General features: G+C 61.3%; 17 protein-coding genes and 2 pseudogenes. 12 read left to right on the top strand and 7 right to left on the bottom strand.

Annotation, left to right across the window (positions count from 1 at the left end; all coding sequences use genetic code 11):
- The first annotated feature begins 75 nt into the window (after positions 1-75).
- Positions 76-1,596 (top strand): IMP dehydrogenase, encoded by a 1,521-nt coding sequence (gene guaB / locus PAB09_RS02695; RefSeq protein WP_271034550.1) that lies wholly within the window; start codon positions 76-78, stop codon positions 1,594-1,596.
- 225 nt (positions 1,597-1,821) lie between these two features.
- Complete coding sequence (locus PAB09_RS02700) at positions 1,822-2,964, top strand: GuaB3 family IMP dehydrogenase-related protein (RefSeq protein ID WP_271034551.1); 1,143 nt, start codon at positions 1,822-1,824, stop codon at positions 2,962-2,964.
- Between the two features lie 196 nt (positions 2,965-3,160).
- Here PAB09_RS02700 and PAB09_RS02705 read toward each other — a convergent pair whose 3' ends face one another.
- Complete coding sequence (locus PAB09_RS02705; protein WP_271034552.1) at positions 3,161-4,123, bottom strand: EamA family transporter; 963 nt, start codon at positions 4,121-4,123, stop codon at positions 3,161-3,163.
- Positions 4,124-4,240: 117 nt separating this feature from the next.
- Between PAB09_RS02705 and PAB09_RS02710 the strand changes: the two genes are divergently transcribed.
- From PAB09_RS02710 to guaA, 3 genes are all read left to right on the top strand, one after another.
- Positions 4,241-5,194, top strand: a complete 954-nt coding sequence (locus PAB09_RS02710; RefSeq protein ID WP_271034553.1) for a LysR family transcriptional regulator — start codon at positions 4,241-4,243, stop codon at positions 5,192-5,194.
- 294 nt (positions 5,195-5,488) lie between these two features.
- Positions 5,489-7,438 (top strand): amino acid transporter, encoded by a 1,950-nt coding sequence (locus tag PAB09_RS02715; RefSeq protein ID WP_271035246.1) that lies wholly within the window; start codon positions 5,489-5,491, stop codon positions 7,436-7,438.
- Positions 7,439-7,597: 159 nt separating this feature from the next.
- Positions 7,598-9,163, top strand: a complete 1,566-nt coding sequence (gene guaA / locus PAB09_RS02720) for a glutamine-hydrolyzing GMP synthase (protein WP_271034554.1) — start codon at positions 7,598-7,600, stop codon at positions 9,161-9,163.
- A 268-nt stretch (positions 9,164-9,431) separates the two neighbouring features.
- Here the strand turns inward: guaA and PAB09_RS02725 are convergent, their stop codons facing one another.
- A complete protein-coding gene (locus PAB09_RS02725; protein ID WP_271034555.1) occupies positions 9,432-10,343 on the bottom strand; it encodes a LysR family transcriptional regulator in 912 nt (303 codons plus the stop codon).
- A gap of 121 nt (positions 10,344-10,464) precedes the next feature.
- Here PAB09_RS02725 and PAB09_RS02730 point away from each other — a divergent pair, with 121 nt between their 5' ends.
- The 4 genes from PAB09_RS02730 to PAB09_RS02745 all read left to right on the top strand — a co-directional run bounded on the left by PAB09_RS02730 (position 10,465) and on the right by PAB09_RS02745 (position 13,353).
- Positions 10,465-10,680 carry a hypothetical protein gene (locus PAB09_RS02730; RefSeq protein ID WP_271034556.1) on the top strand — a complete coding sequence of 72 codons (216 nt, stop codon included), beginning with the start codon at positions 10,465-10,467 and terminating at the stop codon, positions 10,678-10,680.
- 162 nt (positions 10,681-10,842) lie between these two features.
- Positions 10,843-11,613 carry a carboxymuconolactone decarboxylase family protein gene (locus PAB09_RS02735; RefSeq protein WP_271034557.1) on the top strand — a complete coding sequence of 257 codons (771 nt, stop codon included), beginning with the start codon at positions 10,843-10,845 and terminating at the stop codon, positions 11,611-11,613.
- Positions 11,614-11,812: 199 nt separating this feature from the next.
- Positions 11,813-12,643, top strand: coding sequence for an aldo/keto reductase family protein (locus PAB09_RS02740; protein ID WP_333780178.1), 831 nt, complete (start codon positions 11,813-11,815; stop codon positions 12,641-12,643).
- A 233-nt stretch (positions 12,644-12,876) separates the two neighbouring features.
- Positions 12,877-13,353 carry an imm68 putative immunity domain-containing protein gene (locus PAB09_RS02745; RefSeq protein ID WP_271034558.1) on the top strand — a complete coding sequence of 159 codons (477 nt, stop codon included), beginning with the start codon at positions 12,877-12,879 and terminating at the stop codon, positions 13,351-13,353.
- Between the two features lie 156 nt (positions 13,354-13,509).
- On the opposite strand, the gene eutC is transcribed toward PAB09_RS02745, so the two are convergent.
- The 4 genes from eutC to PAB09_RS02765 all read right to left on the bottom strand — a co-directional run bounded on the left by eutC (position 13,510) and on the right by PAB09_RS02765 (position 18,920).
- The gene (gene eutC / locus PAB09_RS02750; protein WP_271034559.1) at positions 13,510-14,355 is read right to left on the bottom strand and encodes an ethanolamine ammonia-lyase subunit EutC; all 846 of its coding nucleotides are present in this window, start codon (positions 14,353-14,355) and stop codon (positions 13,510-13,512) included.
- Entirely contained in the window at positions 14,348-15,766 is a 1,419-nt protein-coding gene (locus PAB09_RS02755; RefSeq protein ID WP_271034560.1) for an ethanolamine ammonia-lyase subunit EutB, read from the bottom strand. Before PAB09_RS02755 ends, eutC begins: the two co-directional genes overlap by 8 nt.
- Positions 15,767-15,832: 66 nt before the next feature.
- Positions 15,833-17,260: an ethanolamine permease gene (gene eat / locus PAB09_RS02760; protein ID WP_271034561.1), complete on the bottom strand. Its 1,428-nt coding sequence runs from the start codon at positions 17,258-17,260 to the stop codon at positions 15,833-15,835.
- A gap of 457 nt (positions 17,261-17,717) precedes the next feature.
- Positions 17,718-18,920 carry a PspC domain-containing protein gene (locus PAB09_RS02765; protein WP_271034562.1) on the bottom strand — a complete coding sequence of 401 codons (1,203 nt, stop codon included), beginning with the start codon at positions 18,918-18,920 and terminating at the stop codon, positions 17,718-17,720.
- Between the two features lie 280 nt (positions 18,921-19,200).
- On the opposite strand from PAB09_RS02765, the gene PAB09_RS02770 reads away from it, so the two are divergent.
- The 3 genes and pseudogenes from PAB09_RS02770 to PAB09_RS13295 form a co-directional block, all read left to right on the top strand.
- Positions 19,201-20,370 (top strand): ATP-binding protein, encoded by a 1,170-nt coding sequence (locus PAB09_RS02770; protein WP_271034563.1) that lies wholly within the window; start codon positions 19,201-19,203, stop codon positions 20,368-20,370.
- A 122-nt stretch (positions 20,371-20,492) separates the two neighbouring features.
- Positions 20,493-21,173, top strand: coding sequence for a LuxR C-terminal-related transcriptional regulator (locus PAB09_RS02775; RefSeq protein ID WP_271035247.1), 681 nt, complete (start codon positions 20,493-20,495; stop codon positions 21,171-21,173).
- A 315-nt stretch (positions 21,174-21,488) separates the two neighbouring features.
- Positions 21,489-21,772, top strand: a pseudogene (locus tag PAB09_RS13295) (transposase family protein); the annotation flags it as partial.
- A gap of 34 nt (positions 21,773-21,806) precedes the next feature.
- On the opposite strand, the pseudogene PAB09_RS02780 reads toward PAB09_RS13295, so the two are convergent.
- Positions 21,807-23,063, bottom strand: a pseudogene (locus tag PAB09_RS02780) (IS3 family transposase).
- Positions 23,064-23,073 lie beyond the last annotated feature (10 nt).

The following is a 23,073-nucleotide window of genomic DNA, read 5'->3' on the forward strand; positions in this document are numbered from 1 at the left end:
TCAAACATCGGCGCGGGCACCACTTGTCGCGAGGTGTCCGCACCTTTTTGGGTGAACCTTTCTAGGAGGATAAAAGTGACGCAGCAGCGCGTTTCTACTGGTGGCGATGATCCGAACAAGGTTGCCCTCGTGGGCTTGACCTTCGATGACGTACTACTTCTACCGGATGCTTCTGATGTGATTCCATCGGAGGTGACCACAAAGACGCAGCTCACACGCAATATCAGCCTGAATGTCCCCGTGTTGTCCGCGGCCATGGATACGGTAACGGAATCCCGCATGGCTATCGCCATGGCCCGCGAGGGCGGCATGGGCATTTTGCACCGCAACCTGTCCATCGAGGAGCAGGCGCAGCATGTGGAGATGGTCAAGCGCTCCGAGTCCGGCATGGTCACCGACCCGGTCACCGCATCCCCGGACATGACCATCGCCGAGGTAGACGCCTTGTGCGCCCGTTTCCGCATCTCGGGTCTGCCGGTGGTGGATGAAAACGGAAAGCTGGTGGGCATCTGCACCAACCGTGACATGCGCTTCGAGCCGAACTTCGACCGCAAGGTCTCCGAAATCATGACCACTACGCCGCTGGTGGTGGCCCAAGAGGGGGTCACCAAGGAGGAGGCGCTGTCGCTGCTGTCGGCGAATAAGGTGGAGAAGCTGCCGATCGTTGACGCCCAGGGCAAGCTCACCGGCCTGATCACCGTCAAGGACTTCGTCAAGACCGAGCAGTTCCCGAATGCCTCCAAGGATGCGCAGGGTCGCCTGCTGGTCGGCGCGGGCATCGGCGTGGGCGAGGAGTCCTACCAGCGTGCAGGTGCTTTGGTCGACGCCGGCGTAGACGTGCTCGTGGTCGACTCGGCGCACGCGCACTCGCGCGGCGTGCTTGAGATGGTCTCGCGCGTCAAGCGCGACTTCGGCGATCGCATTGATGTCATCGGCGGCAACCTAGCCACCCGCTCCGCAGCCCAGGCCATGATCGAGGCGGGCGCGGACGCCATCAAGGTGGGCATCGGCCCGGGTTCGATCTGCACCACCCGCGTCGTCGCCGGTGTCGGCGCCCCTCAGATCACCGCCATTATGGAGGCCGCCGTGCCCGCCCACGCTGCGGGCGTACCGATCATCGCCGATGGTGGCATGCAGTTCTCCGGCGACATCGCCAAGGCGCTGGCCGCCGGTGCGTCGTCGGTCATGCTGGGCTCCATGCTGGCCGGCACCGCCGAGGCACCGGGCGAGATCGTCGTCGTCGACGGCAAGCAGTACAAGCGCTACCGCGGCATGGGCTCCATGGGTGCTATGCAAGGCCGCGGCCTGTCGGGCGAGCGCAAGTCCTACTCCAAGGACCGCTACTTCCAGGCCGACGTCAAAAGCGAGGACAAGCTGGTGCCGGAAGGCATCGAGGGTCAGGTCCCCTTCCGCGGACCGATCGGCTCTATCCTGCACCAGATCGTCGGCGGCCTGCGCGCAGCCATGGGCTACACCGGTTCCGCAAACATCCCGGACCTGCAGAAGGCCCACTTTGTTCAGATCACCTCCGCTGGCCTGCGTGAGTCGCACCCGCACCACATCCAGCAGACCGTGAAGGCGCCGAACTACCACTAAAAACTCGACGCAGCGCACCCAGGTTCCCTCGTTGGGGGCCTGGGTTTTTGCATTGCTTTCCGACGCCTACGGTGTCGCAGCCGGCGGGCGTCGGCACGCAACGTCGGTAAGCGCCTTCATTACGTATAGACAAATTAGTCACGGCGACTATGCCCGAGCGGGTGCGGCTGAGTAGACTTGGATGCTGTTGTTTGCCACCTCCTCGATGAAGGAAATGAGTATTCCATGCGGGACTACGTAGAAATCGGAATTGGGCGTGAAGCGCGCCGCACCTATGACTTGGAAGCCATCTCGGTGCTGCCGGCTCGCCGCACCCGTTCCTCTAAGGACGTGGACACCACTTGGCACATCGACGCCTATACTTTCGACACCCCATTCATGTCGCACCCCACCGATGCCCTGGCAACGCCGGAGTTTGTCATCGAGATGGACGAGCAGGGCGGGCTGGGCGTGATCAACGCCGAGGGCCTGTGGGGTCGCCACGCTGACCTCGAAGCAGCCATCGCCTCGGTGGTGGAGGCTTACGGCACCGACGAGTTGGATCCGGCGGCGTTCTCGCGCGCGACTCGCAAGCTTCAGGAGCTGCACGCAGCCCCCATCGATCAGGAGCTGCTGGCCGAGCGCATCGGCCAGGTGCGCGCCTCCGGCGCGACCGTCGCAGCCCGTGTTTCGCCGCAAAATGCGAGGGAACTCGCCCCGGCCTTGATCAAGGCTGGCGTGGAGATCCTCGTCATCCAGGGCACCATCATCTCCGCCGAGCACGTGGAGACCGGCGGCCAGCCGCTCAACCTCAAGGAGTTCATCGGCTCGCTCGATATCCCGGTCATCGCGGGTGGCGTCACCAACTACACCACCGCCTTGCACCTCATGCGCTCGGGCGCGGTCGGCATCATCGTCGGCGGCGGAACCAATACCAACGACATCGCCCTGGGCATCGAGACCCCGCTGGCCACCGCGATCGCGGACGTGGCCGCGGCCCGTCGCGATTACCTGGACGAGACCGGTGGGCGCTACGTGCATGTCATCGCCGACGGAGCCATCGCCAACTCCGGCGACGCGGTCAAGGCCATCGCCTGTGGCGCTGACGCTGTGGTCTTGGGTGAGCCGCTGGCGCGCGCCACCGAGGCCGCCGCCGGTGGCATCTACTGGCAGGCATCGGCTGCACACCCGCGCTTCCCGCGCGGGCTGGTGGGTAACACGGGACTGGCCGGCGAGGAGCGTTCCAGCTTGGAGGTCATCCTGCACGGGCCTTCCGCCAATGTCTTCGGCGAGGAGAATTTTGTTGGCGGTCTCAAGCGTGCCATGGCCAAGTGCGGCTACACCGATTTGAAGAGCTTCCAGAAGGTGGAGCTCGCCATCGGTTATTAGGAAAAGAAGCCTTGTCTTGGTTGATCGCGTGACTAAGTCGTGGCATCTACCGCCGACTAGCGCCAGATAGCGCTGGCCTTAAGAAAGCGGCATCCCCGGCCTGAGCCTTTTCAAGAAAGCTTAGGCCGGGGATGCGTGTATGCGGGCCACCGCGATTGGGGGTGGGAAGCTCGGCAGGGGGTTGTGGGCTGGCGGGCTAGACCGGCGTGGCAGCCGGGTTGCTGGCAGTGTCGCTTATATCACGTCCGTCACTGTGGGCACTTTGGGTGGGGTCGCTACTGATACGTGCGCGTCGATTAGCGGAAACGGTAATGCCGATACTGGCCGCGATCACCATGCAGGCCGCGACGCCGCCGAGCAGGCCGATGGGTTGGGATAACAAGATCCAACCGGCCGTTGCCGCGATGGCGGGTTCGAGCGAAAGCATGATGCTGAAGATGTTTGAAGGCATTCTCCGCAGCGCGAGGAACTCGAAAAGGTAAGGCAGGACGGATGCCAAAAGACCGGTTCCGAAGGCCAACAGGAGCAGGTGGGGGTCGGCCAAGACTGTCGGCACCTGGGAGAGACCGAGGGGCGCCGGGATCAGCGCACCTATTAGTACTGCCATGGCAAGACCGCCGGTGCCGGGCACGAGCGCGCCAGCGCGTGCCGACGACAGGATATACAGTGCCCAGAAGACCGCCGCCGCAAGAGTAAAGGCAACGCCAATGGGATCAAGCGGTTCCCCCGTCAACGACTCGAATCCCAGGAGACCAAGCCCGCAGGCGGCGAGTCCTACCCAAATGAAATCCCGCCCATTGCGCGACAATAGTGCCGAGAGCACCAGCGGGCCGATAAACTCGATTGTGACAGCCGTGCCGAGGGGGATGCGTGCAATGGCATGGTAGAAACAGGTGTTCATGCCACCGAAGCTGAGCCCGAAGAAGATCACAGCGCGCCATTGCGCAGCAGTCCAGGTTCGTATCTTGGGGCGAGAGAAGGGGATGAGGATCAGTCCCGCGACGATGAGTCGGAAGAAGGTGGTTCCTGAAGCGCCCGCGTGAGGGAATAGTTGAGTGGCCAGCGCTGCGCCAAATTGCAGGGACAGGCACGAGCCGAGCACGAGGAGAATACCTGTGGTCGGCACTGCGCTTGCCGACGCCTTCGGTGTGAAACTCATGGAACTAATGGTGACCTAAAATACCGGTTACGTCTAGCAACTGTTTATTTCGGATAATCGTTAGAATTTCTAACATATGTGGTGGGTAGATTCGTTCCGGATGAAAGGACTGTCACCATGCCGCTGAACCTTTCGCGCCTGCGCATGCTGAGTGAGCTGCGCAGGCTCGGCACCATCAACGCGGTCGCCGAGGTCTTGCACTTTACGCATTCTTCCGTCAGCCAGCAGCTTGCACAATTGGAGAGGGAGACGGGGCACGTGCTGCTGGAGAAAGCGGGCCGCGGGGTGATACTCACCGATGCAGGGAAGACGCTCGCGGACTATGCCGAACGCCTGTTGGCACTTTCCGAAGAGGCCGAGTCTTCTCTTGCCCGCCATGCGCCGGTGTCAGGAACGATTAGGGTAGCCAGCTTTCAAACGGTGCTCGTGGCCCTCATCCCTGAGGTGATTTCTCTTCTCGCCCAACGCCATCCCGGGCTGCGTGTGGAGTTCGTCCAGCACGAAGTGCTTGAGGGAATGCAGGCGTTGCTCAATCATGAGGTCGACGTCTGTATCGGTGAGCAATTCCCCGGGACCACGCCGATCGGCGATAAAGGCATTGCCCGTCACGACTTTTACAAGGAACCGTTGCTGCTCGTTCAGCCGGCTACGGGGCCTCTATCGGTAACGACGGGACTAGAAGAGCTATCCGCGGCACCGTGGGTAATAGACCCCCGCGAATCAGCAGCTGGGCAATTTGCTTGGGGCGTCTGTCAAGCAGCAGGCTTTGAGCCCAACGTCTTCATCGAGTCCCCTGACCCGATGTTGGCTTTGCAAATAGTGGGAAAAGGACAAGCAATCGCCATACTCCCCTCACTGATCGTGAAAAAGACGACCGACCCTGATTGGGCTTTCAGGGTGCCTACCTTGTCCCGGACCCTGCCCGGCGATCCTGGTCGCATTCTCTTTACCGCGGTTCGCTCTGGACGCGAGCATCACCCAGGCATCAAAGCCTTCTGCGAGGTACTTGCGGAAGTAACGAAGCAGACACAAATCGAGGCATTTGCATGGGAGGACAGTCGTTACGTATAGGAGTACCAAGCCCTCCTAGCGGCTGGGACTCCGGTGTGTGATTTTGTTATCACTGCCGCCAAGGTGGTTATCCGGCAGACACTCCTAGGAGGCGGCGCCTGCCATTTTCGTGCCTCCACTTCGTGCTGGTTTGTCAAAAGGTGGACTATGTCACCTTCGTTTATTCAGGCGAAGTTTGCCGGTATTTCCTTTTTGCGCCAGGGGGCGTAGAACTTCCTTGTGTCTTCGAATCAGGTGCGAGGTGCCGCAGAAAATACCTCTGCGAAAACTACTCGCCATCCGTGGTGGAAGGTGATGTGCCTCTCAGGGGTGGACTACTATTCCACCCTCGGGTACCAGCCTGGCATCGCCGTGCTCGCCGCGGGCGCGTTAGCACCGGTTGCCACCGTGTTCCTTGTCCTCCTTACCCTTTTCGGCGCGGTGCCCGTTTACCGCCACATCGCCCGGCAGGCACCGGGCGGGCAGGGAAGCATCGCCGTTCTCGCCCGCCAGATCACAGGGTGGAAAGGCAAGCTGCTCATCCTGGTGCTGCTCGGCTTTGTGTGCACCGACTTCGTCATCACCATCACCTTGTCGGCCGCCGATGCCACCGCCCACCTGCTGCATACCTCGGGTGGTTCCTGGAATCTGCCGGTCACGTGCCTGATGATCATCGCGTTGGGCGTGATCTTTCTGCGCGGTTTTAACGAAGCGATCGGCATTTCCTTCGTTCTGGTTGCGACCTACCTCTTCCTCAATCTCGCCGTGGTGGGCGAGGGGGTAGTTCACCTCATCGCCAACCCGGATCTCGTGGGCAACTGGTGGGCCAGCGTGCGCTTGACCCATCCCGATCCGGTCGGGATGGTGCTCATCGCAGCGCTCGTGTTCCCCAAGATCGCGCTCGGTCTGTCCGGATTTGAGACCGGGGTATCGGTGATCCCGCTCATCGAGGGCAAAGACACTGAGGATCAGTTGCGCGGTGCCACAAAGCTGCTTTCTGTCTCGGGGGTGATCATGTGCCTGATGCTACTTGCCTCGTCGATGGTGGTGACCACGATGGTGCCGGCGCAGGCCCTAGAACCTGGCGGTGGTGCTAACGGTCGTGCGCTGGCCTACCTCGCCCACCAGGAGTTAGGCCCCGTTGTCGGCGGAGCCTACGACTGGGTAACCGTGGCAATACTATGGTTTGCAGGGGCCTCGGCGATGGCTGGCTTGCTTAACCTCATCCCTAAGTTCTTGCCAAAATTTGGCATGGCACCTGCTTGGGTGGCCCGCCAGCGCCCGCTCGTGTTCGTCGTTTTGAGCATCGCGTTGCTGGTTACGGTTAACTTCAAGGCAAATGTGGACGCGCAGTCAGGTGCATATGCCACAGGTGTGTTGGTATTACTGTTTTCCGGGGCGTTGGCGTCAACCATGGCTGTCACGCGTTCGCTTCGTAGCCGTCGGAAAGCAAATGCGCTGCTATCGCAAGCGATGGACGCCTCCGATAACGGTACCGCGTTGCCGTTGCTTACCGACGCCTATGGTCTTGTGCATACGCAGGAATTTAGTGCCGTCGATCGACTCCGGGCACGGCGCGGGGCGGAGGCTGGACCGGAGAAGATTGAACTCGCTGCCTACCTGCTGCCGATCGTTTTCGCTCTGGTCAGTATCGCCTTTGCGTATACCGCCATAGCCAACATGATCGAACGCCCGGAAGGCCTCCATGTGGCCAGCTTTTTCATCGTGGCGATCGTAGTGATATCGGCGATCTCCCGCACCAGACGCGCTTTCGAGCTGCGAGCCCCGGCCATTGAGTACGATCCGCTTGCATTGAAACTGATCGACGCGGCTCGGGTCGGCGGGCTTACGATTGTGGCGCATAGCTGCGAGGCGACCGCCATCCAAGACTATGAGCGCAAGGAATACGAGGTGCGCCGCCGTCACCTCATCCCCGTCGAAAGACCCATCATCTTCCTCGAGGTTGGCGTGCGCAATGCCAGCGACTTCTTCTCACCGGTCAACGTCACCGGCTGCCGCGTGGGCGAGGCCTCGGTGCTGCGGGCAACCGCCACAGCGGTACCCAATGCTATCGCCGCCATAGCGGTAGACCTCTACCGGCGCGGGCCGGTGGATGTGTATTTCTCTTGGTCGCCAGGGTCGCCGATACGCGACATGCTGCGCTACCTCACCATCGGTAAGGGGCAAAACGCGGTCGTCGTCCACGAGATCCTGCGCCGCGCCTACCCGGACTGGCAATCGAGACCGCATGTGCATGTTGGCTAGTGGTAACGACGCGAGCGATACAACAACGTCACTACGGATCGAGTGAGTCTGGCACGGGGGACGTCGGAAAGCGAGAAGCCCGCGCCAACGGGACAAAAGCGGGTAGCTGGGGCGGGGAGGATTCAGGAATGGGCAGGTGCCAAGGTAGACTTGCAAAGCGTGACACAACCTACTACCCCTAAGCACAATCCGGTGCTGGTCGTCGATTTCGGCGCCCAGTACGCGCAGCTGATTGCGCGGCGCGTGCGCGAGGCCAACATCTACTCCGAGGTTGTCCCGCACACCGCGACCGTTGAAGAGATTAAGGCGAAAAACCCCGCAGCACTCGTGCTTTCGGGCGGACCGAGCTCCGTATACGAGGACGGCGCACCGCAGCTCGATCCGGCGGTCCTCGAGCTGGGTCTGCCGGTGTTCGGCATCTGCTACGGATTCCAGTACATGACAAATGCGCTCGGCGGCACTGTCGCATCCACTGGAGAACGCGAGTACGGTCGCACCGACCTTACTGTTGCCGGTGGCGTCCTCCACGAAGGCCTTGAAACCACCCACAAGGTGTGGATGAGCCACGGCGACGCCGTGACCCAGGCACCGGCGGGCTTTGAGGTGACCGCCACCTCCGCGGGCGCTCCGGTCGCCGCATTCGAGTGTGTAGACAAGCGGATGGCGGGAGTCCAGTACCACCCCGAGGTTCTGCACTCCCCGCACGGCCAGGAGGTGCTCACCCGCTTCCTGACCGAGGTCGCAGGCCTGGAGCAGAACTGGACCCCGGCCAATATTGCCGAAGAGCTCATTGCGACCGTACGCGAGCAGATCGGCCCCGAGGGGCGCGCGATCTGCGGCCTGTCGGGTGGTGTGGACTCCGCGGTGGCCGGCGCCATCGTGCAGCGCGCCATCGGTGATCGCCTCACCTGCATCCTGGTTGACCACGGCCTGCTGCGTGCAGGTGAGCGCGAGCAGGTCGAAAAGGACTTCGTTGCCTCCACCGGCGCCCGCCTCGTGGTTGCCGACGAGCGCGAGGCCTTCCTGGCCAAGCTCGCAGGAGTCACGGAGCCGGAGGCCAAGCGCAAGGCGATCGGCGCGGAATTCATCCGCTCCTTCGAGCGCTCCGTGGCCAGCGTGCTCGAGGGTGAGCAGGTGGACTTCCTCGTCCAGGGCACCTTGTACCCGGATGTGGTCGAGTCTGGTGGTGGCACCGGTACCGCTACGATTAAGAGCCACCACAACGTCGGCGGCCTGCCCGATGATGTCGAGTTTGAGCTCGTCGAACCGCTGCGCCTGCTGTTTAAGGACGAGGTCCGCGCGGTGGGCCGTGAGCTGGGCCTGCCGGAAGAGATCGTCAACCGCCAGCCCTTCCCTGGTCCGGGCCTCGGCATCCGCATCATCGGCGAGGTCACCGAGGAGCGCCTGGAAACCCTGCGCGCCGCCGACCTCATCGCGCGCACCGAGCTGACCGCCGCCGGCCTCGACAACGAGATCTGGCAGTGCCCGGTGGTCCTGCTTGCCGACGTCCGCAGCGTCGGCGTCCAAGGCGATGGCCGCACCTACGGCCACCCCATCGTGCTGCGCCCGGTCTCTTCCGAGGATGCCATGACCGCCGACTGGACCCGCCTGCCCTATGACGTGTTGGAGAAGATCTCCACCCGCATCACCAACGAGGTTCCGGATGTCAATCGTGTCGTGCTAGACGTAACGTCGAAGCCGCCAGGAACCATCGAGTGGGAGTGATCCTCACAAAAGGTCCGGGGTGCAGGAGCAATCTTGCACCCCGGACCTTTGTGTGGGCTGGCTTCCGGCTCCCGCACTGAGCGAGATCGCTTCCTCGGTGAGTTGGGGGCCGTAGGCGTCGGAAAGCAATGCCAAGGCGGATTGCTATGTGCGAAGCTTCCTCGCCGCTGTGCTTGCGTTGAGCAGTGAGCGTGCCACACGAGGCGCTTGGCCATGCGAGCATAAAGCGCCAAGGCCGGAAGGTTCCTTCTTGTCGTAGCCTTTTTGGCTACAACTTTCGCCGGTGGTTGTTTTGCTTGCCGACGCCCGGCCGAGCGGACAATGCAACCAGCGGAAGTTGCTGTAAAAAGGCCTCGCATGCACGCGATTGGGCTTGGCTCGCTTTCCAGATCACGCGTACCGGAATGTGGGATTCGACGTTGATAGGGCGAAAGATGAGCCCGGGGGCATTCTTGAGCCCGTCGAGTGTGATCGCGCAGCCCAGCCCGCTGCGCACGAGGATGCTGGCGTTGTAGTTGAGATTGAAGGTAGCGACAACGTCGAGCTTGGCGGGGTCGACTCCGGGCAGGAGCGCGAGCTTATTGTCGGCGAAACGCTGCGAAAGTAGCAAGGGGGTCGTAAACAGGTCGTCGATTTCAATAGTCTTCTTTTTGGCCAAGGGGTGATTCTTGCGCATGAGGAGGCCGGGGGTTTCATAGAAGGGGAGATCGATCTGGTGGAAGCCTTTCGGCGCATCGCCCACGATCAGCGCGCAGTCTAGGTGACCGTTTTCGATCCTTTCGACTGCGTCATCAGCGGTGGTGGACACGATGCGGAATTGGAGTTCGGGGTAGAGCTTTCGTAATCCGGCGATGGTGCGGGCAACATATTCGAACGCCTGTGATTCGGCTGCTCCTATACGTACTGAACCTGCTACTTGTCCACGGCTAGCGTAGATCTCGGTCTCTGTTGTGCGGACGAGGTCGATGATTTCGCTCGCCCGTCGCGCCAACAACATGCCGTCCTTCGTAAGCGCAACACCCGTGCGGGATCGAACCAACAACTTCGTGCCTAGGTGATCTTCGAGCTCGATAAGTTGGCGAGACACCGTGGGCTGGGCAAGCCCGAGTTCGTCCGCGGCTCCTGAGATGCTTCCCTCTTGCACGATGGTGAGGAAAGTTTCAAGTGCTTTGACCTCCATCGGTATCCCCTGTCTTTTCCCCGGCAACCCTTAAAAAGCATTCGAAATACGCATACTAACGATGACAAATTAATATTTTACATATGTGGGAGCGGTTCCTAGGCTGACAAGTGTGTCAGGAATGAACCAGACCAATCCAACGAACATGGACTTGCTTGCCGATGCGGGTGTTGAACCACAACAAGCAACGCAAATCGATCAGCTCATTCGTGCTGGCCATGCCGATGAGACCAGGGTCTTGCTCGCAAAAAGGAGATTTGAGCTGGTAGCGCAGTCACGAACCTGTCATCGCCAACTTTTGTGCCTAGATGAGCTCTTAGGCTCACTGGGTACCTAGGATCCTCCGCATCGCGGGGGCCAGGACGCACATCCCCTCAGCGCGTGGCACCAATGTCATAAACAAAACCAGCAGAAGACCCCTCGGCTCTCACCGGCTGCGGGCTTTGCTGGCAGAGCTTGTCGTATAGGCGAAGCTTCATTACGCATAGAAAGAACCCCCATGGAGATCAAGCAAACCGCAGGACGCGACCAACTCGGGGAATTTGCCCCGACTTTCGCCGCCCTCAACGACGACGTGTTATTCGGACAGGTGTGGTCGCGCGATGAGCTGCCGCTTAAGCAGCGCAGCATAATAACGGTCACGGCACTGCTCGCGCAGGGGCTTGTCGACGAATCCTTCCGCTACCACCTCATGAGCGCCAGAAACAATGGGGTCAGCAAGCAAGAGATTGCCGAGCTCATCACCCACGTTGCCTTCTACGCTGGCTGGCCGAAGGCCTGGGCTGCCTTCCGGCTCTCGAAGGAGGTGTGGGTGGGCACCGAAGGGGCGTCGTTAAGCAAGCAAGCCTACGAGCAGCAGGCCATGTTCCCCGTCGGAGAGCCGAACGATGCGTACGCACAGTACTTTACTGGCCAAAGCTACCTGGCTGAGATCTCCAGCGAGCAGGTGGTCATGCACAATGTCACTTTCGAGCCGGGGTGTCGCAACAACTGGCACATCCACCACGCCGCAACCGGCGGCGGTCAGCAGCTGATCTGCGTCGGCGGGCGCGGCTGGTATCAGGAAGAAGGCAAACCTGCCCGCGCACTGGCCCCCGGTGATGTGGTTAATATCCCTGCCAACGTCAAGCACTGGCACGGTGCGGCCAGTGACAGCTGGTTTAGCCACCTAGCCATCGCGGTGGACGGCACGGAAACCTCAAATGAGTGGCTTGAGCCGGTTACCGATGAGGAATATGCGGCTATTGAGACTGCAGTAGAAAAGGCCTAGCTTTCTGCACGGTCGTCGTAGCACCCTGCGCATTCACATGATGGCCAGTGGAGGCCAACCTATGGACGTCGGCAAGCAACGCCAAAGCAACAACAAGCAACGGCTGGCAACGACAAGCACTGGTACTCTCCGACAATTATTAGATAGACGCGACAATGAGTGTCCCAGAATTCGAACTTTCCACCGGCGCACGCATGCCGTGCGTAGGCTTGGGCACCTGGCTTATCGACGCCGCCAACGCCGAAACCCCCTCGTCGCCGAAGCGCTGCGCGCAGGCTACCGTCACATTGACACCGCGCAGGCTTACGGCAAAGAGTCGGGGGTGGGCAAAGGCGTGCGCGCCGGAAGAGAAGAATGGGGGATAGGGCGTAGCAGCGTCTTCATTACCACTAAGATCGCGGCCGAGGCCAAGGATTATGACTCGGCGCTGGCCTCGATTGACCAATCGCGTGACAAGCTGGGGCTTGACTATATCGACTTGATGATTATTCATAGCCCGCATCCATGGGTGGAATTCCGCGGGACCGACAAGCGCTACTTCGCAGAAAACCTTCAGGTGTGGCGCGCCCTCGAAGATGCTCAAGCGGCAGGCAAAGTTAAGGCGATCGGCGTCTCGAATTTCTTGGAAGATGACCTTGCCAACATCCTCGAGAATGCGCACACTCAACCCTCGGTCAACCAGGTCCTGGCCCATATTTCGAATATGCCCACAGAGCTTATCGACTACTGCCACCGCAACGGTGTTGTGGTCGAGGCTTATTCACCGCTAGGTCACGGAGCCAACTTCCGCAACCCGCGCCTTATGTCCATCGCTTCCACGTATGGGGTAGGCGTGGCACAGCTCTGGCTGCGTTACCTTCTCGACAAGTGGCTAGTTGTTTTGCCCAAGATCACCAGCGTCGAACGATTGCGAACAAACCTCGAGCTCGATTTTGCGCTGTCCGACGAAGATGTCTTGGCTCTCGATCACATCACAGATGCTCCCGACTACGGTGAGCACTCCTTCTTCCCCGTCTTCGGGGGGGGGTAACGGGGAGGCTCTAGGTGGTGCGTTCTATACGTAATGACGCTACTACAACCCAAAAAGACCCTTAGACGCGTGCGGCCGGTAGTCGACGGCCAACCGCACACGCTTCGGGCGAAAGATGCCGCCTAGGTAGGTAGTATGCTTTCTCGACGGAAATTGACGAAAGAGCATGCCCGCTACCTTCATGGGCGGCATCTATTATGCGAAGCGACGCATACGAAGCAAAGGGGCTACCCATGATCATTGATAAGTACTGGGGACGATATTTTGGCGACAGCCCCGACAGCGCCGTATTGGTCGCCTACCTCGACGACAAAGGTGAAGAGATCCTCGACGTGGCCGACATATTCCGGGATCTAGGCCTTGAGGAACTCCACGGCAACTACACCGACGCGCAACTCGACGCCGATGTCGCGACCCCGGCGGGCGAGAAGCACTACCACTTCGACCATGCCTTCCAGGTCATCATGGATCTTTCGGTGCTTTTGCTGGAGTCTAAGTCCACACGCAGGTTTAATCTCGCCCGGGTGGGAGGAGCAGACGATCGCTTCATGAGGATTGACTCCCAGCCCAAACACAACACGCAAATCACAACCGCGTTGAAGTATTTCGCCCTGATGCCCGAAGAACACGCGATCACCGAGCGCTTCGAAGACGACGATTGGGACGAGGTAGGCAACCTCTGTGAGGAAATCCGCGGTCAGCTCGACTAAGACGCTCGAGCACCTGCGAACACCCCCACCAGGCAACAGAAAAAATAGTGTACCCCCGGACCAGTCTTGTATGTGTACTTACAGGGCCGATCGTTCGGGGGTTTCACGCAGTGCGGGCTGCGCACACAGACCGTAGACTGGCGGCAACTCTAGCGGTCAGGCAGGTGTTCCTGCCGAGTGCCCAGTTTCGGTTGGTTGTCCAAGTGCCTGGTTCCCGGACTGCTCGGCCGCCTTGATCATGAAGCCGGAGCGGCGGTGCGCGTAGTATTCGCGAACATAATACGCAGCAAGGCTGGCAGCTTCTGCATACCCCATGCCTTCTGGCGGGTGAATATTGGAAATGCAATTGCGTGCCTCATCGGTGGTCCCCGGCGTGGTGCGCCACGTGGAGTAGATGCCGAGCGAGCTTGGAACCGAGAGTCCGGGGCGTTCACCGATGAGCACCAAGGTCACGTCCCACCCGGCGGCGTGGCCGATGTGATCGCCGAGGGCTACCCGCGCCTGTGTTGCGATCACCGGTGCCGCCAATTCGTACTCCGGTAGGGCGTCCGCGAGTGCCGCATACATCTGGGGCCCGTGCTCGGCTACGGCGGTGGGGGACAGGCCGTCGGCAAGCACGATGCCGATGTGTCCTGCATGCTCCGATAAATCGGGCAACGCCTGCGGCAATCGGCCTAGGTCGGGGCGTAATAGGTAGTCTTGCCTGGTTGCAGCCTGCGACCTGACGAGCGCATGCGTGCCGACGCCCACCGCGCGCAAATCCGCAACCAATCCTTCCACGTCAAGGCCAGTATGAACGGCGTCGCGGGCGCCGGCGTGTGCGCTGAGAAAATCGAGCCGAGCCTTCGTGGGAATAGCGGCGCCTACGCGCCCGAGTCCCACGCGCGCCGGGGTTGCGGCCCGCAGCTTCTCCGCGGCCGTCCCAACGGAGGGGTCCGTGGTGTGGGAAGAAGCCGCCGAGGGGGCGGTGGTACTAGTGGTAATGACGGTACTGCTAGACATAGCTTCCACCACCGATTTGAAGTAGGCTGTCGATTTCTAGTGAATTCGTGGACTGCAGGGTGCGCGACTCGTCGATGAGCTCCCGCGAGCTCAGCCACGCCTCGAACTCCGGAGCGAAGCGCTGGCCGGTAACCGAGCGGGCCAAGGCCACGTCGTGGTAGCTCAGTGACTGGTATCCGAGCATGATGTCGTCGGCGCCCGGTACGCAGATCACGAAGCTGGCTCCGGCCTGGATGAGCAGGTGTAGCAGCGTGTCCATGTCGTCGGAATCTGCTTCGGCGTGGTTGGTGTAGCAGACGTCGACACCCATCGGCAGGCCGAGGAGCTTGCCGCAGAAGAGGTCCTCGAGTCCGGCGCGGATGATCTGCTTGCCGTCGTAGAGGTATTCGGGTCCGATGAAGCCGACCACGGTGTTGACCAGCAGGGGGTTGTAGCGTCGCGCTAGGCCATAGGCGCGGGCCTCGAGGGTTTGCTGGTCTACGGGACGCCCGTCGCCGTCGAGGTGTGCCGCCGCAGACAGGGCCGAGCCCTGCCCGGTCTCAAAGTACATGCAGTTATCCCCCACCGTGCCGCGGCGCAGCGAGAGGGCGGCCTCGTAGGCCTCATCGAGGATCGCCGGGGTCACTCCGAAGCTGTCGTTCGTGCCTTCGGTTCCGGCAATGGATTGGAATACCAAATCGACCGGTGAGCCGTGCTCGATGAGCCCGATGGTGGTGGTGACGTGAGTAAGGACGCAGGACTGTGTGGGTACCTCGTAGCGCTGGCGGACCTCGTCGATGAGCTGGAGCAGGGTGTCAACGCGCGAGGGGATGTCGGTGGCTGGGTTGATGCCGATCACGGCGTCGCCGGAGCCCATGAGTAGCCCGTCGGCGATGGAGGCTGCGACACCGATGGGGTCATCGGTGGGGTGGTTGGGCTGGAGGCGGGTAGCAAGCGTTCCGGGCAGGCCGATAGTGGATCTAAACGCGGTGACGTTACGTATAGTGTGTGCGACTGCGATCAATTCGCCGTTGCTCATGAGTTTGGATACGGCCGCCACCATCTCCGGGGTCAGCCCCTTGGCGATTGACGCGAGGTCGAGGCTTGCCGACTTCCGGTAGCACGTCGCAAGCAACCACTCCCGGAACTCGCCGACGGTAAGCCTCGACACGATATCAAAGGCCTCGAGGTTGAGGTCGTCGAGGATGACTCGGGTGACCGAATCGGTCTCATAGGGCATGGCGGGGTGTTCGAGGAAGTCCGCCAGGGGCACGTCGGCAAGCACCCAGCGTGCTGCAGCGCGCTCCTGCGCGGTGGCGGCAGCTGCGCCTGATAACACGTCGCCGGAGCGGGCGGGGGATGCCTTGGCAAGGACGTCGTTGAGGGAGGCGAATTGGTAGGTATGCCCGGCAAGGCGTTGAACGTAGACCATGATGCGTCGTGATTCTTTCTAGTGTCGAACTAGGTGGGCTTTCAGTACTGTCGGTACGGATCTCACTTACATGTCAGCGTCGTAGGTGTCGTAGGCGGGCTTAACGACGCCACCAGGGCCGTCGGTGGCTGGCGTTTTCTTTGTCGTTGGCACGTAGACGTAGACGATCGTCATCGCGACCAGCACCAGCGAGGAGACGGAGCCGACGGCGAAGTTGGAGACGAAGGCCGACACGATTGCGCCACAAGCGAGCACGAAAGCGACGCCGGAGGTGATGATGCCGCCGGGGGTCTTGTAGGGGCGCGGCAGATCGGGGTTGGTGATGCGCAGCTTGATGTGGCTGGCCATCATCAAAGCGTAAGAAATGACGGCGCCAAAGACGGCCACGCTCATGAGGGTGTCGCCGTCGATGAACAAGGTGAGCGTGAAGCCGATGGCGGCCGGGATGACCAGCGCGTAGGTGGGCACGCCGCGACCGTTGACCCTCGATAGTGCCGGCGGCAAGACATTGTCGTTGGACAGGGAGTAGATCAGTCGGGAGTAGCCGTACATGATCGAGAAGAAGGAGGCGACCAGGCCGATGAGGGCGGCGACGTTGATGAGGGTGACAAACGTCGGGTTGGCACCGACAGCCTCAAGCCCACTGACCAGTGGGTTGCCGGACTCGGCGAAAACGGCCACCCCTGCGGCACCTGGGCCCACCACGAGCATGGTCCCGGCCGCAAGCATGAGGATGAACATCGACCCCAAAATTGATCGTGGGATGGTGCGGTGCGGATCACGGGCCTCCTCGGCGGCCATGGGCACACCTTCGACGGCAAGGTAGAACCAGATAGCAAAGGGGATCGCCGCCCACACGCTGGTGGCTCCGTTCGGGAACAGCCCGACGCCAGTGGTGAGGTTGGCGGCCTCAAAGTGCGGGACCATGACCAGCGTGTAGGCGATCAGTGCGAAAACCGCGATACCGGTGATGCCAAGCATGAGCTTTAAGGCCTCGCCCGCGCCCGCTAAGTGGATGGCGACGAAGATGATGTAGCAGGCAAGGTACAACGGCCAGCCGCTGGTGAGCCCGAAGAGATTGAGGGATTCGACATAGGATCCGATGAAGGTGGCGATGGCCGCCGGTGCGATGACATATTCCAGCACGATGGCTGCGGCGGTGATGAAGCCTCCGAGTGGGCCGAAGGCCGTGGTAGCGAAGCGATATCCGCCGCCGGCACTGGGCAGCGCGGAGGACAGCTCGGCCAGCGACATACACATGGTCAAATACAAAACGGTGACGATGCCGAGCGCGATGGACATGCCGCCCCAGCCGCCGTCGGCAAGCCCGAACTGCCAGCCGGCAAAGTCGCCGGAGATCACGAAAGACACGCCCAAGCTGGTAATGAGTACCGTGCCGAGGGTGCCCTGCTTGAGCTTGGATTGGTGGGAGGTGCCGTTGTCGCCGCCTGGGGTAGGGCCGGAGGCGGTGTGCGGTGTGGTGAGGATTGCCATGGTGACTTCCCTTTCCGATGGGAGGCGAAGCGGGGAACCGGCCTGGGTAGACCTGAGTGAATTCCCGAGAACTACTTTGGGATCGCCGTGCTCTACCCGTGGCGTATGCCCGGCGCTCTCACGGCTTTAATTTATACCTGTAGACCGATAGAAACCAAAGGCTATGGTAAACCCCATGTGTCCGGTTCTGCGTGCCACATCGACACGCACCCTTTCATGCGTGATGATGGGGCAACCGTGAGGGAAAGTTGTGCCGCAACCCCGTTCGATGCGCGAAACGTCGAAAAGCACAAGCAAACGGATACAATGTCAGCGAAGGTAATGGCGGCGCGTTGTTGACTAGCGTTGTGATGACCTCATTGGGCTTTTCGTTGATCACCGTATGAAATACAGTATTTCTCACACACGCTCATGCGAGGAGGTTCCATGCCCGGGGTGTCTGGCGCGAGGGTGTCTTTTAGGGCTTGACCACAACATCGCCAACGCTGCCACGTGCGTCGATGATTAGAACGGGGCCGGTTGTGTGTGTCGTGGGAACGCAGTCGACCTCGCCTGCTGCGGTGTCGCAGGAGAGCTTGACGGCCACCGTCTCTGGCAAGGTGACATAAATATTGCCGACAGTATTAGTCACTACTACGCTGCGATCCTGGCTAAGAGAGTCAAGCTCGGCCAGATCGAGAGTGATATCGCCGACATCGGTGTGGTAGCTCGGCTCAAGCTGGGACTCGTCGGTGATGACTTGATGCTGGTCGCCGACCGCCGGCGTAGTCTCACCGTCGACATTCGCGCCCGCGAGGGCCAGCAGGACCGCGACCGAAGCGGCCGCGGGCACGCCGATCCACCACAGCCAACGCCAGCTTCGCTTCTGCTTGACGACGGCCTTCGGCGGCTCCGGCAGATACCACAGCGACGGCGCTGCCCCCAGGGGATCCCACGCAGGCGGGGTAGGTAGCTGGAACGGACTAGCAAAGCCCTCAGCTGGCAGGTACGCGCTCAAGTCCACCTGCGGCTGGGAAGGCGAAGTCGGGGCGGTGTGCTCGTTGCGGGAGGCCCCCGTGGAGTCATCGGCGTCAAGGGCACAGGGGTTGGTAGCCGTCCCGGCACTAGCGTGTGGACGTTGCCCATAGTGGGTCGGGGGCTGGAGCAAGCCAGCCGGGGCTTGAGGGGTGCGCTGATACAACCCAAACCAAGCGATCGCGAATAAACCAAGCACGACCGAGACGCTGAGTACGCCTTCACCTGCCACGCCAAGCCCACCGAATAAAACGATCGCTACCGCTAGCAACCAGCCTATGTTTCGTTCCTTTTTCAGCGTCTTTGCTTGAGGTGAGGCCGGATCGATGTCGCTAAAGACAAGCTCGCCTGGCGATTGGGGGACGGAAAAACGCGGCATGAGGAGAATGGCCACAAGGTAGGGGACCAGCCCGCCGCCGGCCACGGCACCTACCACGAAGGCAACGCGGACGATCGTCGGATCGATGCGATATCGCACACCGATGCCCTCGGCGACCCCTTCGATCTTTGCGTTGCCCCCCTGGGAGGAAGGAAGGCGCACTGGGCGGGTGGCCCATATGTCTTTTAGGGTGTCTATCGACAACGGTGTCGCCGAAGCCCGGGGCGTCGGAACGGAATCTGGCTCGGGGTTCGGTGGGGTTGTCATAGGTCTATTGTTGCCGTCATTACCAATAGAAAACCATCGGGGATGCCCCTGATTTTTGGCTCCGCTAGGCCGTTGTCGGCGCCACAAGGTGGTCAGCGCAGGAAGCGGGTGTGTGGCTGAGAGGTAGCGTGGGTGGGACGTGCGGCGCTGCGGGCGTCGTTAAGCGAAAGGCGGCAGCGCCACGTGCCGGCAGAATATGGGTAACGGTGCTGTGCGTGCTGTCGAAAATCAGGGCAAGCCCTGATGTCAGGGTGCGGGGCGGGATGAAATGATGGGGGATATGAATCTCGAAGCAGCCTACCCGCGCTACGTGCGCCGCAAAGATGGGGCGGTGCTTGCAGGCGTTGCCAGCGGGCTTGCCGCACACCTGCGCATCCCGGTGGATCGGGTGCGCGTGGCGCTCGTGGCACTGGCGCTGCTAGGTGGGCTCGGCCTGTATTTCTATATCGGTCTATGGATCATCACTCCGGCGGAAGACCACCACGAGGCGTCCCCGGCGCGCATGAGTCGCTCCTTCAATTATCTCCTCGTGGCGTTGGCCGGGCTCGGTGCGGCCGCGATCGGCGGTTTCGTCGCGGGGCTTTCCGGCGGGATTGTGGCGGCGTTGGCGATCACGGCCGTGGGGGCGGGGTTGGCGTGGCTGTCGTATGACAGGGCGGTGGATCGTAGTGGTACTGACGCTACGCATAGTCAACCGCGCACCGTGATCGCGATCGGCGCGGGCGGGATCCTCGTGTTGTCCGGGGTGGTGCTGACCATCGCGCAGTGGGGTGATGGGGAAAGCTTCGGCCTTGCTGTGGCGGCAGTGCTGCTTACCCTGGTGGGGGTGGCTGCGCTGGGGATTCCGTTCGGGCTGCGCGTGTGGTCGCGGATGACCTTCGAGCGCGAGCAGAAATTGCTTGCCGACGAGCGCGCCGAGATTGCCAACCGCCTGCACGATTCCGTGCTGCAGACGCTGGCGATTATTCAAAAAAGGGCCGATGACCCCGCCGAGGTGCGCCGGCTCGCCCGCGGCCAAGAGCGCGAGCTGCGCCAATGGCTGTTCGCACCTGTTGAGGACACCACCGTTTTCGCCGCCCTCAACCGCGCGTGCGGGGAGGTTGAAGACACTTTTGGCGTGCGCATCGCACCGGTGACCGTGGGCGAAGATCTTCCTATCAGCGATTCTTTGCAAGCCGCGGTTTTGGCTGCCCGGGAAGCGATGGTCAATGCGGCCAAGCACGCAGGGGTAGGTACGGTCGACGTGTACGCGGAGACGCTTGGCGGCTTCGAGGTGTTTGTGCGCGACCGCGGGACCGGCTTTGACCAGGAGGCGATTCCGGCCGATCGTCATGGGGTGCGCGATTCCATTCTGGGCCGGGTGCACCGCGCGGGTGGGACGGCCACGATTACCTCTACCCCAGGTCAGGGCGTGGAAGTTGCCATCGTCATGCCGGTCACAGACCAGTAGGTCCGAATAAGGTGCAGTGGGGTGGACTGGGGTGCGGGGCGTGGCGGGGTGCTCGCGGCGTGGCGCAGCAATCGGCTCGTCGGCCTTCGGCGCGTGCAACAATAGGAGTCATGAGCGAACCGATTACCGTTTTTCTCGTCGATGACCACTCTGTTTTTCGTGCCGGCGTCAAAGCCGAGATTGGCGGGCAGGTGGCAATCGTCGGCGAGGCGGGTACCGTTGCCGACGCGGTTGCCGGTATCGATGCGACATGTCCGGATGTGGTGCTTCTCGACGTCCATATGCCCGATGGGGGTGGCGTTGCCGTCCAGCGTGCGGTTAGTGCCACGCCGCGTTTTCTAGCTTTATCAGTCTCTGATGCCGCAGAAGACGTCATTTCCGTTATTCGTGCGGGTGCGCGCGGGTATGTCACCAAGTCGATCTCCGGTCCTGAGCTGGTGGAGGCGATTACGCGGGTGCATACCGGGGATGCTGTTTTTAGTCCGCGCCTGGCAGGTTTTGTGCTCGATGCCTTTGCTCGTCCTGATCATGAGGCGGGAGCGGGTGTGGTTGAGGATCCGGTACGCGACGCCGCCGTCGATCGCGGTGCGCCTGTGTCGGATCCTATCGTCGATGCGCTGACTCGCCGCGAACTAGAGGTACTGAAGCTACTGGCTCGCGGATACACGTATAAAGAGATAGCCCAAGCGTTGTTTATTTCGGTCAAGACCGTCGAGACGCATGCGTCGAATATTTTGCGCAAGACCCAGCAGTCCAACCGACATGCGCTCACGCGGTGGGCGGTCTCCCGCGATCTTGATTAGCTTTCCGTCTTTTTGCAGCGCTGACCCTGTATCGCCACACGGTGCGTATGTGGTGTATGTGAGTCAGGAGTATTCGTTTTATGCATTGCTGGGACGATGTATGCGTCGTACGAATTTGTTGCTTGGGTCTGAACCCCGGAAAGTGGACACGGGGATTTAATCAAGATGCGATAGTAAGTGTAGCTAATCCGGCTCTTCACGATTTGGAATGCGTAGCTGACCACGGGGTGGGGTTCGGGGGGTACAACATATAGGGTCCTGGTTCGGTCAGATGAGGGTTACCACACCATCATCTGACCGAACCAGGACCCTACTGTGCAGCCTACTGGCAACCTCGTCGCCGACACCATCTGCCGTACCGCGGAAATCGGATTGACGATCACCGGTGCCACTGACGCCGGAAGCATCACCATCATCGATGCCGCACCTGTGGCGGTCAGCGACGCCTGTCCTGAATGCTCCCGGCCCGGGACCAAGCGTGACCACATCTTCCGTCGGCTGGTGGATCTGCCCGTCGTGGGGTTTCCCACTCGTCTGCACGTGTGCGTCCCCCGAGGTTCACCTGCAGCTATCCAGCCTGCGGCAGGAAGCTCTTCCAGGCCCGAACCCCGGAAAGTGGACACGGGGATTTCATCAAGATGCGATAGTCAGTGTAGCTAACCCGGCGGCTTCGAAGGCGTTCGGTGAGCGGTAACCGCACTATGAATGCAATCGTTTGGTGTTGTACCGCGTGCACCACCGAAACACATCCCGGCGGCAGGCCAACTGACTAGCGAAAACAGACTCATCCTGCAGGACTTCCCGCTTCAGCGAGGCGTTGAACGACTCCGCCAACGAGTTGTCCGCACTCGTCCCGATCGCGCCCATCGACTGGGTGACACCGAAGCGCACGCATAGTCTCCGGTACTGATCAGAGGTATAAACACTGCCGTGATCCGAGTGGAAAATCGCCCCATTCAGGTCTCCTCGTACCTTCCGGGCCATCGTCAGGGCTTCTTCGACCAGTTCGGTGCGCATGCGGTCGGCGATCGCGAAACCGGTCAACTGCTGCGAATAGCAATCAATAACGGTGGCCAGGTACATATTCGAGCCGTCCGCGATCGGCAGGTACGTGATATCGCCGACGTAGACCGCGTTCGGCCTGTCCGCAGTGAACCGGCGTTGCAGCAGGTCCGGAAACCTCGGGGCCCGTTTACTCGACGTCGTCGTTTTCACCCGGCGTTTCCTGGTGAAACCTAAAAGGCCCATCTGCCGCATCAGCCGGGCCGTGCGATTGTGATTGACCCGCTGCACAACAACGCCGCCGGCGGAGTTGCCGTCGCTGGAGTTGATAGTCGCAGTCACACGTTTCGCCCCGTAGCAGCCGTTCTCGGCGTTGAAGGTGGTCTTGATCTGCGCTCCCAGCACCGCGTCGGCGACGAGGCGTTGCTGGCGGGCAGGGGCAGCCGATTTCCAGGCGTAGTGCGAGGACCGATTGATTTTTAAGGACCTGGCATAACCGCTTGACCTCGTAGAAGTCTCGGTGGTCGTCAACAAATCGGAAGCGGTTCACCAATTCGTCTCTTCCGCGAAATATTTAGCCGCCTTGCGTAGGATTTCTCGTTCCTCGCGGAGTTTGGCGTTTTCGCGTTCCAACACGCGGATGCGCTCGGTATCGGAGAGTCCTTCAGCCGGGGTGCGTGCGCTGTTGGCGGCGGCGACGGGGCTGGCGACTTTCTCGCCGTTGGCATTGGTTTTGGTGCCGGTGCCGAAGGAGTCGAGCCAGGTGCGCAGGGAGTTGCGGTTGACTCCGAGTTCGGAGGCGATCGCGTTGATCGTTGCTCCGGGAGTCGACTCGTACAACGCCACTGCGTCACGCTTGAACTGCTCGGTGTAGGTCTTGCGTGGCATGGTGGAAGGG

Origin of the sequence: Corynebacterium sp. SCR221107 (assembly GCF_027886475.1) — a bacterium.
Lineage (GTDB): Bacteria > Actinomycetota > Actinomycetes > Mycobacteriales > Mycobacteriaceae > Corynebacterium.

What these genes read in the sequence shown, in the direction of transcription:
- PAB09_RS02700 (WP_271034551.1), top strand. Translation starts at nt 1,822, where the DNA reads ATGCGGGACTACGTAGAAATCGGAATTGGGCGTGAAGCGCGCCGCACC.
- PAB09_RS02705 (WP_271034552.1), bottom strand. Translation starts at nt 4,123, where the DNA reads ATGAGTTTCACACCGAAGGCGTCGGCAAGCGCAGTGCCGACCACAGGT.
- PAB09_RS02710 (WP_271034553.1), top strand. Translation starts at nt 4,241, where the DNA reads ATGCCGCTGAACCTTTCGCGCCTGCGCATGCTGAGTGAGCTGCGCAGG.
- PAB09_RS02715 (WP_271035246.1), top strand. Translation starts at nt 5,489, where the DNA reads ATGTGCCTCTCAGGGGTGGACTACTATTCCACCCTCGGGTACCAGCCT.
- PAB09_RS02725 (WP_271034555.1), bottom strand. Translation starts at nt 10,343, where the DNA reads ATGGAGGTCAAAGCACTTGAAACTTTCCTCACCATCGTGCAAGAGGGA.
- PAB09_RS02730 (WP_271034556.1), top strand. Translation starts at nt 10,465, where the DNA reads ATGAACCAGACCAATCCAACGAACATGGACTTGCTTGCCGATGCGGGT.
- PAB09_RS02735 (WP_271034557.1), top strand. Translation starts at nt 10,843, where the DNA reads ATGGAGATCAAGCAAACCGCAGGACGCGACCAACTCGGGGAATTTGCC.
- PAB09_RS02745 (WP_271034558.1), top strand. Translation starts at nt 12,877, where the DNA reads ATGATCATTGATAAGTACTGGGGACGATATTTTGGCGACAGCCCCGAC.
- eutC (WP_271034559.1), bottom strand. Translation starts at nt 14,355, where the DNA reads ATGTCTAGCAGTACCGTCATTACCACTAGTACCACCGCCCCCTCGGCG.
- PAB09_RS02755 (WP_271034560.1), bottom strand. Translation starts at nt 15,766, where the DNA reads ATGGTCTACGTTCAACGCCTTGCCGGGCATACCTACCAATTCGCCTCC.
- eat (WP_271034561.1), bottom strand. Translation starts at nt 17,260, where the DNA reads ATGGCAATCCTCACCACACCGCACACCGCCTCCGGCCCTACCCCAGGC.
- PAB09_RS02765 (WP_271034562.1), bottom strand. Translation starts at nt 18,920, where the DNA reads ATGACAACCCCACCGAACCCCGAGCCAGATTCCGTTCCGACGCCCCGG.
- PAB09_RS02770 (WP_271034563.1), top strand. Translation starts at nt 19,201, where the DNA reads ATGAATCTCGAAGCAGCCTACCCGCGCTACGTGCGCCGCAAAGATGGG.